The organism is Priestia aryabhattai B8W22, assembly GCF_000956595.1.
Classification (GTDB): domain Bacteria; phylum Bacillota; class Bacilli; order Bacillales; family Bacillaceae_H; genus Priestia; species Priestia aryabhattai.
In genome coordinates this window covers 133312-146666 of the sequence record NZ_JYOO01000011.1, presented here as the reverse complement: position 1 = coordinate 146666, position 13355 = coordinate 133312, and the positions used below count along the sequence as shown (strand labels likewise).

Sequence of the window (13355 nt, the reverse complement as noted above, 5' to 3'; positions counted from 1 at the left end):
TTTTCTTTTTGTAGAATATTTCACCTATTACCCATTGGAATTTGTTATAATCGAACATATCTAAGAAGATTGATACGAGATGTTTGTCAGCGTTGTGAAATACTTATGCTCGAGTCAAAGTTAGGAGTGCTAAGATGGAAAAAGAATGGGATGTCGTAGAGGTATTAAGATACGCGCGGCATGATTGGTTAAATAAGCTGCAATTAATCAAAGGCAATCTAGCGTTGAATCGGCTTGATCGAGCGAATGAAATCATTGAAGAAATTGTAAATGAATCCAAACATGAATCCAAGTTAACAAACATCAATATGCGACTGTTTGCGGGCTTTGTTATGACCTATCATTGGAATAACCATGCTGTTCGCTTAGATGTGGAAGTGCTTGGAGAATTGAAGGATTTATCACAATACGATGAGTTCGTATACAACTGGTGTTGCTATTTGACAGAAGCACTCGAAAAGTATGTTGATTATCATGCAGAAAATTATTTGAGTATTTCAGTATGCATTGAAGAACAGGGAATTCGTTTCTTTTTTGACTTTAGTGGAATACTAACAGATATACAGAAGCTACAAAACAAGCTACAATGTTATGAGTGCGCTCAAGGAGTTGCATTGGTTGAACAGCATATGTCTGAAGATGAATTTAGCCTTATGCTTACAATAAGTTAACAGCGCTTTTGCTATGGCAGGAGCTAAGATATAGAACGGAGTGGAAAAGAAATGTTTGTAGATCAGGTCAAGGTATATGTAAAAGGTGGCGACGGAGGAAATGGAATGGTTGCCTTCCGTCGCGAAAAGTACGTACCAAAAGGAGGCCCTGCAGGTGGTGACGGTGGTCACGGTGCAGATGTCATTTTTGAAGTAGAAGAAGGATTGCGTACGCTGATGGATTTCCGCTATAAGCGTCACTTTAAAGCAAGCCGCGGTGAACATGGAATGTCAAAAGGACAGCACGGACGTAACGCTGAGCCGATGATTGTAAAAGTTCCACCAGGTACCGTTGTGTTAGATGAAGATACGAACGAAACGATTGCTGATTTAGTTGAACACGGCCAGCGCGCAGTGATTGCAAAAGGTGGACGCGGAGGGCGTGGGAATACGCGTTTTGCTACACCTGCAAATCCAGCACCGGAGCTTTCAGAAAATGGAGAGCCGGGTAAAGAGAGAAATGTCATTCTTGAATTAAAAGTATTAGCCGATGTAGGATTAGTTGGTTTCCCAAGTGTTGGAAAGTCAACGTTATTATCCGTAACGTCTGCTGCAAAGCCAAAAATTGCTGAATATCATTTTACAACAATTAATCCGAATTTAGGAGTAGTTGAAACAGAAGATAATCGCAGTTTTGTGATGGCAGATTTACCAGGGCTAATCGAAGGCGCACATGAAGGTGTAGGATTAGGTCACCAGTTTTTACGTCACATTGAACGTACCCGCGTTATTGTCCATGTAATCGATATGTCAGGTTTAGAAGGCCGTGATCCATATGAGGACTACTTAACCATTAATGAAGAGCTGCGTCAGTATAATATGCGTTTAACGGAACGTCCGCAAGTAGTGGTAGCAAATAAAATGGATATCCCGCAAGCCGAAGAGAATCTAGCTGCATTCAAAGAAAAAGTAGGGGACGAAGTGAAAGTCTTTCCAATTTCTGCGGCAACGCGTGATGGAATCCGCGAACTGTTATTTACAGTAGCTGATCTTGTAGAAACTACGCCGGAATTCCCAATGCAAGAAGAGGAAGATCTATCTATGCACCGCGTACTGTACAAGCATGAAAAGAAAGAAGTGGAATTTGTTATTACGCGTGATAGCGATGGCTCGTACGTATTAAGCGGTGAAAAAATCGAAAAATTATTCAAGATGACTGATTTCTCACGTGAAGAATCAGTTCGTCGATTTGCGCGCCAGCTTCGAGGCATGGGCGTCGATGAAGCCCTTCGTGAACGAGGAGCAAAAGATGGCGATATTGTAAAGCTATTTGAATATGAATTTGAATTTATTGACTAATTGTTGTTCATAGGATAAGGGGAGGGGCTTTACTTGCATAAGAGCGATAAGCAGTTTTATTTAGTTCGCGAAGATGTATTACCGGAAGCGATGAAAAAAACATTGGATGCGAAGCTGTTAATTGAACGGGGAAAAGCTGAGTCGGTAGCAGATGCTGTACAAGCCGTAGACTTGAGTCGCAGTGCTTTTTATAAGTACCGCGACACGGTCTTTCCGTTTCAGACGGTTGTCAAACAGCGCATTATTTCACTATTTTTTCATATTGAAGATCGATCAGGAACTTTATCACATTTATTGAGCACCGTTGCATCATCGGGATGCAATGTGTTAACGATTCACCAAACCATCCCTTTACAAGGGCGTGCCAACGTAACTCTTTCATTAGATACAGCAAGCATGAATGTTGAATTAAATGAAATGCTGCGAAGATTGAAAAGCTTAGAGTTTGTAGATAAAGTGGACGTGCTTGGTTCAGGGGCATAATGGTAAACAGATATAGATAAGGAGAGGCATGATTGTGGGGAAAGTAGGATATTTAGGACCAAAGGCAACATTTACACATGTAGCCGTCCAAGGCGTATTTAAACAGCACGACCATATTCCATACAAAACAATTCCAGCATGCATTGATGCAGTGGATAACGGAGAAATTGAGTATGGAATTGTACCGTTAGAAAATGCACTTGAAGGATCTGTAAATTTAACACTTGATTATCTTATTCATGAACGTCGTCTGCCGATTGTTGGAGAAATCGTGCTTCCAATTCGTCAGCATTTAATGGTTCATCCATCTCGTGCAGAACAGTGGAAAAACATTGAAACGATTTATTCTCATCCTCATGCAATTGCACAGTGTCATAAATTTTTACACGGAGAATGTACGTCAACTGCAGTAGAAGAGATGACATCAACGGCGTTTGCTGCTAAGTATGTAAGCGAACACCCTGAGCTTAATATTGGAGCTATTGCAAATGGATTAGCAGCCCATGAATATGGATTACATATTGCCTGCCCGAACATTCATGATTATGATCATAATACAACAAGATTTGTTATTTTGCATAAAGACGGAGCACAAGAGGTGCCATTTTTAGCTGGAAACGGGTGCAAGACAACGTTAATGATTACACTTCCATCTGATCAGGCAGGAGCGCTTCATCAAGTGCTTTCAGCTTTCTCCTGGCGTAAGCTAAATCTGTCTAAAATTGAATCCCGTCCTATGAAAACAGGGCTTGGAAACTATTTCTTTATCGTTGATATTGAACAAAAAATGGATGAAGTATTAATCCCTGGGGCTATGGCTGAACTTGAGGCACTAGGCTGTAGCGTAGAGCTTTTAGGAAGCTATCCCCACACACTGCTTGAAACAGAAATCCCGCTTTAAAGCGGGATTTTTTTGTTACAACATCTTTTTATTCATTCGAAACTAAATAGCCTTCCACTTCAAGAGCTAAGCAGGCAGCATTCAGTTTTTCAATTGTATCTGCTTCAATCGTATGAAGGTGAATTCCATCTGTTAGCTGAGATAAATAAGTTGCGTTTGTTTCTTGAATTTTTTTTATGAACGTTTCTACTTCTTTTCGGGTTTGAATCATAACGGAAGCCGTTAATTCACCATACACAGGGTGTTCAACGGTTACATCTTTTATGAGAACGCCGTGGTCAACAAGCAGGAGAAGCTCCTTTTCAGCATCTTCTGGCGTATGCTGACAGGCAATAATTCGCTGATGCACGGTAGTTTGAGATGGATTTTGAATATAAAGATACCCTTGGCTTGTTGCGATAATGGGCTCATTTTTAGCTTTAAGCAGCGAAATATCTTGTACAATGACTTGGCGGCTAACGTTCGTTCTTTTCGAAAGCTCACTGCCTGTCATTGGTTTATTCTCTGTTTTTAACCATTGGAGAATAAGTTCTCTTCTTTCTTCTCCAAGAATTTTCTTTTGAGTTCCTGGCACCTTTCATCCCTCCTTTTACACTGTCATAAATTCTTGCTGTAATAAATGAAAAACGGATATGAGTCGATCAATATGCTTAAACGTTGAATGTTGACTAAATGAAATACGTACAAAGTTCTTAGCATTCGCATTCGATTTGCCAATCGCAAGTAAAGAAGCTAATGGTTCCTGCTGATTTACATGGCAGGCACTTCCCGTAGATATAGCAATTCCGTGACGATTACATTGTAACATAACATATTGACCCTGTATGTTTGAAAACGTCAGTCCAATAATTCCAGGAAAATGAGAGTTCCCAAGGCCTTCTACTTCTATAAAAGGAGCAAGAGACTCTAGGTTTTCCAGTAAGTACGATTTTAAGCGCTCATAATGGTTCCGGGCGGTCGTCATTTCTGCATATGCGCATTCAGCTGCTGCAGTAAAGGAAGCAATGCCCGTTGTATTTACAGTCCCAGGGCGAAAGCCTTTTTCGTGAGTTGCTTTATGATAAATAGGCTTCCAAGAAGAACTTGAATTCATGTATACCATTCCTACACCTTTTGGTCCGTAAATTTTATGACTAGAAACTGAGATACTATCAGCTTTCAGCTTTTTAACATCAATAGGAAGCTTCCCGAAAGATTGAACACAATCACAGTGAAAAAGAATTTCTTTTTTAGATAAAAAATGGCCAATATCCTCAACTGGCTGAATTGTACCGAGCTCATGATTGATATGCTGAATGGCTACTAGCACAGTGTCAGGTCGAATAGTCTTCTTTAAGTCGTCTACAGACACAACGCCGTTTTGATCTACAGGTACGTAAGATAGGGAAAAGCCTTCTTTTTCAAGCTGCTGCAACGTATGAAGAACTGAAGAATGTTCAAGCTTCGTTGTAACTAAATGTTTTCGTTCGCTAGTGTTTCCTTTTAAAAGAGAGTGAATAGCTAAGTAATTAGCTTCTGTTCCTCCGCTTGTAAAAAAAAGATCATCCTCTCCGCAATTTACTAACAGACTTAATTTTTTTCTGCATAGTGTAAGCAAATTCTCTGCTTGTGTTCCAAGCGTGTGAAGACTGCTGGAATTTCCATAATAACTTGTTGCCGCTTCAGTATATACCTCAATTGCTTCTTGTCTCATTGGCGTTGTTGCTGCATAGTCCAGATAAATCATTTTCTCCCTCCGATAAAAAAACTTCTTGTCTTTCATTTAATAATATGTAAATATAGGTGTCAAGACACATGTAAATAAAGAGGTGTAAAATGTTAGAGACGGATGTTTTAATTATTGGAAGCGGATTAGCAGCGTTTTCTGCAGCTTATGAACTGTGTCGTCATAACAGAGTTGTCATGGTAACGAAAGGGAAAATTGACCGCAATAACTCAGTTCTTGCTCAAGGCGGAGTAGCAGCTGCTATTGGAAGCAGCGATCACTGGAGTGAACATCTCTATGATACGTTGGTTGCGGGCAATAAGCATTGCAATGAACAAGCGGTACGCACTTTAGTGGAAGAAGGTGCGGCTGTAGTAAATGAATTGATTCATAAAGGAATGAAGTTTGATAAAAACCCAGATGGTACGCTGCATTTTGGAAAAGAAGGAGCCCATCGTGTCAATCGTATTCTGCATGCAGGTGGGGATGCAACAGGACAAGCGCTGTTCGCTTTTTTGAAAAAAGAAGTACTGCCATATATTACAGTAATTGAAAACGAAATGATTCAGCATTTAGTAACTGTAGATGGCACGTGCAGAGGCGCTATCGGACAAGGTGAAAACAACAAAATTACTATATATCATGCTCGCCAAACCGTTATTGCTACCGGAGGAATCGGCGCTTTGTACAAGCATACATCTAACCAGCCGCTCGCGACAGGAGATGGGCTAGCGCTTGCGTACAGGGCTGGAGCAAAATTAGCGGACTTAGAATTTATTCAGTTTCATCCGACGCTTTTGTATCAAAAGGAAGCGAAAGGCCTAGTATCCGAAGCGGTTCGAGGTGAAGGTGGCGTACTGGTAAATGAATGGGATGAACGCATAATGGAAGGCGTTCATCGCTTTAAGGATTTAGCACCGCGAGATGTTGTAGCAAGGACGATTTTTAATGAAATGAAAAAAGGAAGATCCGTGTTTTTAGACATTGAAAAAGTGGCTCATTTCCAACAAAAATTTCCTACGATTACGGAACTATGTCGAAAGTATAAAATTCAACTGGACAAAAAACGAATACCTGTTACTCCCGGCGCACATTTTTTAATGGGTGGAATTGAAGTAGATGCTTACGGACAAACAAGTATTGAAGGATTATATGCCGTGGGGGAAGTTTCTTCTACAGGCGTTCATGGAGCAAATCGTCTAGCAAGCAATTCATTGTTAGAGTGTCTTGTATTTGGAAAACGGACAGGGCGTCATATTTTACATAAAGCGAGAACGGTATCTCGTTATACTCCCGTTCGTTACGTTTATAAAGGCATGCCTAAAATCCTGCCTGCCACAAGACAAATTCAGCATAAAATGATGGATTGTGTAGGAATCATTCGTCATGAAAACGAATTGGCTACTATTGTGCATGAATTCACAAATTATTTGGATGGAATACCTCTTGATCAAGAAGTTATATATTCGAGGGAAGCTGCAACCACCTGCAATATGCTAACGGCAGGTCTGCTTATTGCCGAGTCCTCTCTTGCAAGAAAAGAAAGTAGAGGAGGTCATTACCGAAGTGACTTTCCGCATGAAAAGCAAGAATGGGAGCATAGGCGAATTATTAAGCAGTCTGCTACTTCAACAAAACAATCATTGATTTTATAAGCAAGGAAATCTAAAAAGAAAGGTGAGGTAGCACAATGAATACGTTGAAATTACAAACACTATTGCAGTCTTTTTTTATAGAAGACATTGGAGATGGAGATATAACCTGTGAAGCTATTTTTTCTTCGTCTGACCAAGGGAAGGCTGTGTTCACGGCAAAGCAATCAGGTATTATCGCAGGAGTGGAATTGATTAAAGAAGGATTTCATTTAATAGACCCTAATGTGAAAGTGAATTTCGAAAAAAAAGATGGAGATGTTCTTAAGCCTGGAGATAAAATAGCTACCGTTTCAGGATCCGTGCGATCTATTTTGACCGGTGAACGGGTAATTTTAAACTTACTTCAAAGAATGAGTGGCATTGCCACGATGACGCACAAAGCCGTAGCGCTGCTTGGCAGCTCACATACGCGCATATGTGACACGCGAAAAACAACGCCTGGTCTGCGAATGTTAGAGAAGTATGCCGTTCGTGCTGGAGGAGGTTATAATCATCGTTTTGGATTGTACGATGGCGTCATGTTAAAAGATAACCATATTGCACATGCAGGATCTATCCTAGACGCTGTTGTGAGAGTAAGAGAGCAGCTTGGACATATGGTTAAGGTGGAAGTAGAAATTGAAAACAAAAGTCAACTGCTAGAAGCAATAGAGGCAGGAGCAGATGTCATTATGTTCGATAACTGTTCTCCAGAAGTCATTAAAGATTGGATACCGCTGGTTCCCGCTCATATTGTCACAGAAGCATCCGGTGGAATTACGCTTGGCACGCTCCATTCTTTTAGAGACAGCGGAGTGGACTATATTTCACTTGGAGCTTTAACACATTCAGCAGGGTCTATCGATATCAGCTTGGACTTATTAACAGAAAGGGGAACAGAAAATGATGAGTTTATTACAAACGCTTCAGCAGCAAACGCTGCCCGCTAAATATACGGAGCTCACAGAAAATGAAATGAAAAGAAGAGTACTAGAAATCAAGAAAAACCTCGGAAGCAAATTGTTTCTGCTCGGCCACCATTATCAAAAAGACGAAGTGTACGAGTTTGCAGATGCGGTAGGAGACTCCTTACAGCTGGCCCAAATAGCAGCTGAAAATAGAGAAGCTGAGCATATTGTGTTTTGCGGCGTTCACTTCATGGCAGAAACAGCTGATATTTTAACAGATGAAAATCAAAAAGTCATTTTACCTGATATGCGAGCTGGCTGTTCAATGGCTGATATGGCTACTATTCAGCAAACAGAAAAGGCATGGCCTGTCTTACAGGATCTTTTCGGAGATACGATTATTCCGCTTACGTATGTGAATTCTACAGCTGCAATTAAATCTTTTGTAGGCGAACATGATGGTGCAACAGTAACATCTTCAAATGCAAAAAATATGGTGGAGTGGGCATTTTCTAAAAAAGAGCGCATTCTCTTTTTACCAGATCAGCATTTGGGCAGAAACACAGCTTATGATTTAGGTGTTGGACTAGATGAAATGGCCATTTGGAATCCTATTGAAGAAATGCTTGAATATGAAGGCGATATAAACAATATCAAGGTGATTCTATGGAAAGGTCACTGTTCTGTGCACGAAAATTTCACGGTTAAAAATATTGATTATTTGCGCGAGAAGAAGCCTGAGATGAATATTATTGTTCATCCGGAGTGTTCCCATGAAGTGGTGCAAAAATCAGATTATGCAGGTTCTACAAAATATATTATTGATACAATTGAAAAAGCTCCTTCAGGCTCTAAATGGGCCATTGGCACGGAAATGAACTTAGTGAAACGGATTATCAACAGTCATCCGGATAAAGAAATTGTTTCGCTTAATCCCTATATGTGTCCTTGTTTGACGATGAACCGAATTGATTTGCCTCACTTGCTGTGGGCTTTAGAAAGCATCGAAGAAGGAAAAGAAGTAAATCAAATCAAGGTGGATAAACATACAGCAGAAGGCGCTATCAAAGCCCTAACGAATATGTTAGAACGCGCATAAAGATTTTTAAGACAATTAAACAAAGAAGGTCTAAAAGAAGACTTATTGACATATTGTTTGTGTTGATAAGTCTTTTTTTCTTTATCATAAAAACTTGAACCAAACTGTGGGCAAAATGAATAAAAAAATGGTTCAAGGCATATCTTGTGATGAACAAACAGAACTTACTTTGATTTTGCACATATAGATGGCAGAGACTCTACTCGGGAGGGGAATGACGTTGAAAATCCATATCGTTCAAAAAGGGGATACCCTTTGGAAAATCGCTGAAAAGTATGGGGTTAATTTTGAAGAGTTAAAAAAAGCGAATTCTCAATTAAGCAATCCAGACATGATCATGCCTGGAATGAAAATTAAAGTGCCAACAAGCGGAGTGCCTGTTCAAAAAGAAGGAGCTCCTTCACCTGGGATAAAAGAAATGCCTAAAGTTCAACACCCTTATAGTGATCAATCCACAAAAGCTTATCCAGTAACGGAAATTGATGAAAGTCCAGATGAGAAAAAGTCAGCTAATCAGCCTGCTCAGACACCGTTTATGCAACCGATAAAAGAAGCGCCGATCGCACAGCCTAAAAAAGAAGCACCAATTGCTCAACCGAAAAAGGAAGCGCCGATTGCGCAGCCAAAGAAAGAAGCGCCGGTCGCACAGCCAAAGAAAGAAGCACCAATCGTTCAGCCTAAAAAAGAAATGCCAGTTGCGCCAAAGCTTCCTAAATTAAAGCCAATTGCACCTGAGATTGATATTAACAATTATTACACCGTTAATATGGCGATGCAGGCTCCAAAAAAAGAAGCACCAAAAGAACTACCCAAGCATGAATCGCCAGAAAGTCCTGAGATGGAGAGTATAGAAATGCCTCCTCAAATGCCATGTTACCCAATCATGCCAATATCGCCTGTGATGCCAGGCTGCGGATTTAATTATATGCCGTGTCATCCGCCAATGTATGCACCGCAGCCATATCCAATGCCAATGTATCAACAGGCTCCAATGTATCATCACGGTTATGAAAACGAATCGTTTGAAGAACATGCAATGGGCGCTCACATGGCACCGATGCCAATGTATCCAATGATGCCACACAGCTGCTATGGACCGGTACAATGTTCTCCTTGTCCGCCTCCATGGGGATATCAGCAGCCCGTTTATCCGGCTTATCATCAAGCACCGATGTATCCACAAGTGCAAGGAGCTATGACAGGTGGCCATTATGAAAGTTCTTCCGAAGGGTTTGGAAACGCGCCTTACCATTATGGGCAGCACTATGCACCACAGCAGCAAGGAGACTGCGGCTGCGGTGAACCAAGACCTGACGACTATGCACCACAGCAGCCTTATCCACAGTACCAGCAGCAGGTACCTTATGGCTTTCAGGATCCAAGGGCACCCTATCCAGCCCCATATGGCATGATTGGTGTACCTCCGTATCCTGCGTTTGACCCAAATGCATTTAGTATTCCAGAATATGATGAGTACGACGAAGATGAAGATTGATTATTATACACGAGACGATTTTAATTTAAATCGTCTCTTTCTCTATTTGAAAAAAAGAGATATTCACGTTGAGACCTACCGTATGAAAAAGCCTCATGTCATCATAGCGGATACGAATAGAGGAAAAAAAGTAATAAAAGCCTACAGAGACAAAGGTAAAATTGAACATGTTTATCATTTTTTATCTCAGATTCAACAAGGGTACGCTGTTAATTTCGAAGCTTACCCAGAAGGTGAACTTTATATAAAGGACCGTCATTTGTATTGGGCGATGATGCCTTTTGTTAAGCAAGTAAAAGAGGTAACGTATGAAAGTTTTCAGGATCGGGAAGAAGTATTACAAGCATTGATCCGCTATCATGGAGAAGTTCATAAAAAGAAAATAGCTGCATATACAAAGCTTTCTGAGTATGATCTTATTTTAAAATGGAAAAAGCGGCTTTCCTCTTTTCGAGAAGCATCACATATATTTAGGGAATTTAATCAATTTCATGTATATAAAGACATTGTGACTTGGGGAGAAAAAGCTTTAGTCTTAATGGAGCGTTTCAAAGATAGTGGGTTGAACTGTTCCATTATTCATGGTGACGTTGCTTCACATAATTTCTTGAAAACAAACCACTTGGGTATTGTTATGATTGATTTTGACTTATCGGCTAAAGCTCCGGCTCTGTATGACTATGTTCAGCTGGCCCAGCGCTTTTTGCCTTACGTTCAGTGGTCGATGAAAGAACTACTTCAACACTCGAAAATAAAAGAATTAAGCAAGCAGCGTTTTTTTCTTGCTTCCTTGCTATTTCCATCGATGCTGATGAGAAACTGGAATACCAACGCTTCTGCTTTATCATGGGCAAATCGTCAAAGGTTAATGCAGCAATCAGTTGAAGAGTGGTCACAGCGTACACAGTTTTATCGAGTGATTTACCAGCACTTACAAAACCTACATGACATGTAAAGAGTTTATAAACACTTCATCGAATAAGAAACGGCTTGTCTTTTAATCCTAATAGTAAGCTCATAGTAAATAGAGCTTAAATTAGGGGGCGATTATGTTGAATAGGTATGTAGCAACTTCTTTAGCTTTTGCATGTATGATGGGACTTGGCGCTTGCAATAACAAAGACCAAGGTATGGAACAACGCTATACAGATACGACACAGCCTGTTGGGTATCATACAAATGAAAAAGCAAATGAACATCGCGTAGATAATCCGAAAGGTCCAATGACTGAAGTTTTAGATGGGAATGGAACACCTAATTATCCGTTAAACGTAAGTGATGGACGTTTTGACAATCCGACAAACCCTTATGGAAACATCAATAATACAAATGATCGTACAAATGGCGTTGCTAATATGTATTATGGTGAAGATTATCCAAGAGACTTTACGGAAAAAGTGGCTGATCGGGCTGCAAGCGTTAAAGGTGTAGAAAATAGTCGCGCCGTTGTCCGTGGAGATCAGCTATTAGTTGCTGTGGATCCTGCCAAAGACGTAAATAACGGCCGTTTAAAACAAAATGTGCTCGATAAAGTAAAGCCTATTGCGAAGGACTACAATGTTCAAGTAAAAGTAGATCATGATGTATTTATGAATGCTCGTTCTCTTGATGACGATATTCGAAATGGAAAAGACCGAAATACGATTCAAACTAATTTCAATGGTCTATTTGAATCAGTCGATGAGAATGTCAATCATAAACATCGTTAAATGAAGAAGCAGCTGTCTGTGAAGGACGGCTGTTTTTTGATGAGAATACATATAAAAAAGCTGCCATTGAAGCCAGGCAGCTATTCCTCGAACATGTAACTATTAATTTTTCTTGTTAGAAGCAGATTTGTTTGTTATTTTAGATTCCGCTTCTTCATTTTGAGCGTTAGTTTCGTTTTGTTTGAGGCGACCTTCTCTTTTTTTCGTATCTGCTGGTGCCGTAGCGACACTCTTTGTATTTTTTACATTTTTTGCAGAAGAGCTTGTCTTATTAGCTTGTGTGTTTGGCTTCTCGTTGTTAGTTGTCTGACTATTTTCGTATTCAGCTTCCACGTCGCTTGCTAGAGCTGCAGAAACTTGAGCGTAAGTATGGTCTGTATAGTTCATCATATTTTCGTATACTTCAGGGCTCGCGAGTCCATCAGGTTCTACGCTCGCTTCTTCTTTCTTAATCGTTTCAGTCCATTCTTTTGTTTCTTGAATAAGTTTTTTTCCTATAATTACTTCTTCAACAATAACTGGTCTTTTGGTTATTTCTACTCGTTCTTCCATGATTGGAACACGAATAATTTCATCTTCTGTAAGTGGCCCAGCGTTATAGTCTCCGTCAATTACAGGGCGGCGTTCAATATAAAACTCTTCTCTCGTAACAGGAACGTGTACAGTTCTTTCTTCCTCTATTACTTTTTTGTGGAGTTTTACTTCACCGACTTGAACGCGTTCTTTTAAGACATCTAATTTTTCTTCACGTAATTGGACGGCTCTATGCTCGTTGTGTTCCGTATACGTTCCGTACGCTGGAGTTTGTTCAGAGCTTACGGCATCTATCAAAATTAGAATTTTACCAGCAGCTACATCTGTCTCGCACTGCACGGCTGAGAAGTCCGGTATGCCCATGCGGATTAATTTTGATTTCAAGCCGCTTCCTTGTTTGAGCCCCATGCCGCCTGTCATCATAGTAAAAAAGTTATCCATCATGACGCCAGCTAATGAACTTACGGCAGGTGAACCAGCTTCAATAATTACATTTGTATCATGACCTATTTGAAATGTATTGCTTTTACTGTTAGAGATAACCATAATGTCTGTTTCTCGATAACCTTGACGCTTTAAATTGTGGATAACATCTAAAGCTTCTTTCTCTGAAAAAAAAGTTCCGACTACACGTTTATTCATTCTCATTACTTCAGCTCCCTTTTTTATGAAAATAGATAATAGAAGTCCTTACAATTACTTCCACTATGTACATACCCTGCGAAAATTTAATTAAAACGTTCAAGAGAAAATTTTACAAATAGTGTGTGAATGTAACAAATACTCCATGTTTTCTTACCATAATATCGAGAAAGGGATTTGCTTTATAAAATAAGAGGATAAAAGAAAATAAGTAGGTCAAACTATTAGTGTAGATT

At 40.0% G+C, this 13355-nt stretch carries 13 protein-coding genes; 10 read left to right on the top strand and 3 right to left on the bottom strand.

The genetic code is table 11. The annotated features are described in order from the left end of the window. Positions 1 to 134: 134 nt before the first annotated feature. From N178_RS11060 to pheA, 4 genes are read left to right on the top strand one after another with little or no spacing between them, the layout of a single operon-like run. The gene (locus N178_RS11060; protein ID WP_013085118.1) at positions 135 to 671 is read left to right on the top strand and encodes a Spo0B C-terminal domain-containing protein; all 537 of its coding nucleotides are present in this window, start codon (positions 135 to 137) and stop codon (positions 669 to 671) included. A gap of 51 nt (positions 672 to 722) precedes the next feature. Continuing rightward, entirely contained in the window at positions 723 to 2009 is a 1287-nt protein-coding gene (obgE, locus tag N178_RS11055; protein WP_045292154.1) for a GTPase ObgE, read from the top strand. A 33-nt stretch (positions 2010 to 2042) separates the two neighbouring features. Continuing rightward, on the top strand, positions 2043 to 2492 hold the full coding sequence (locus N178_RS11050) for an ACT domain-containing protein (RefSeq protein ID WP_013059332.1): 450 nt from the start codon (positions 2043 to 2045) through the stop codon (positions 2490 to 2492). A 28-nt stretch (positions 2493 to 2520) separates the two neighbouring features. Continuing rightward, entirely contained in the window at positions 2521 to 3393 is an 873-nt protein-coding gene (pheA, locus tag N178_RS11045) for a prephenate dehydratase (RefSeq protein ID WP_028410569.1), read from the top strand. Positions 3394 to 3421: 28 nt separating this feature from the next. Here pheA and N178_RS11040 read toward each other — a convergent pair whose 3' ends face one another. Further along, positions 3422 to 3967 (bottom strand): transcription repressor NadR, encoded by a 546-nt coding sequence (locus tag N178_RS11040; RefSeq protein ID WP_045292152.1) that lies wholly within the window; start codon positions 3965 to 3967, stop codon positions 3422 to 3424. Positions 3968 to 3982: 15 nt separating this feature from the next. Further along, positions 3983 to 5119, bottom strand: coding sequence for an IscS subfamily cysteine desulfurase (locus tag N178_RS11035; protein ID WP_045292150.1), 1137 nt, complete (start codon positions 5117 to 5119; stop codon positions 3983 to 3985). An 89-nt stretch (positions 5120 to 5208) separates the two neighbouring features. Between N178_RS11035 and nadB the strand changes: the two genes are divergently transcribed. The 6 genes from nadB to N178_RS11005 all read left to right on the top strand — a co-directional run bounded on the left by nadB (position 5209) and on the right by N178_RS11005 (position 11943). Then, positions 5209 to 6753, top strand: coding sequence for an L-aspartate oxidase (gene nadB, locus N178_RS11030; RefSeq protein ID WP_045292148.1), 1545 nt, complete (start codon positions 5209 to 5211; stop codon positions 6751 to 6753). Positions 6754 to 6788: 35 nt separating this feature from the next. After that, entirely contained in the window at positions 6789 to 7682 is an 894-nt protein-coding gene (gene nadC / locus N178_RS11025; RefSeq protein ID WP_045292146.1) for a carboxylating nicotinate-nucleotide diphosphorylase, read from the top strand. Beyond that, entirely contained in the window at positions 7639 to 8739 is a 1101-nt protein-coding gene (gene nadA / locus N178_RS11020) for a quinolinate synthase NadA (RefSeq protein ID WP_045292171.1), read from the top strand. Before nadC ends, nadA begins: the two co-directional genes overlap by 44 nt. A gap of 214 nt (positions 8740 to 8953) precedes the next feature. Then, a complete protein-coding gene (gene safA, locus N178_RS11015) occupies positions 8954 to 10234 on the top strand; it encodes a SafA/ExsA family spore coat assembly protein (protein ID WP_033579657.1) in 1281 nt (426 codons plus the stop codon). Further along, positions 10224 to 11189, top strand: coding sequence for a phosphotransferase (locus N178_RS11010; protein ID WP_237758445.1), 966 nt, complete (start codon positions 10224 to 10226; stop codon positions 11187 to 11189). The genes safA and N178_RS11010 overlap by 11 nt, the downstream gene beginning before the upstream one ends. Before the next feature lie 94 nt (positions 11190 to 11283). After that, the gene (locus N178_RS11005) at positions 11284 to 11943 is read left to right on the top strand and encodes a YhcN/YlaJ family sporulation lipoprotein (protein WP_045292144.1); all 660 of its coding nucleotides are present in this window, start codon (positions 11284 to 11286) and stop codon (positions 11941 to 11943) included. Between the two features lie 102 nt (positions 11944 to 12045). Here N178_RS11005 and N178_RS11000 read toward each other — a convergent pair whose 3' ends face one another. After that, on the bottom strand, positions 12046 to 13125 hold the full coding sequence (locus tag N178_RS11000) for a YsnF/AvaK domain-containing protein (protein WP_045292142.1): 1080 nt from the start codon (positions 13123 to 13125) through the stop codon (positions 12046 to 12048). Positions 13126 to 13355 lie beyond the last annotated feature (230 nt).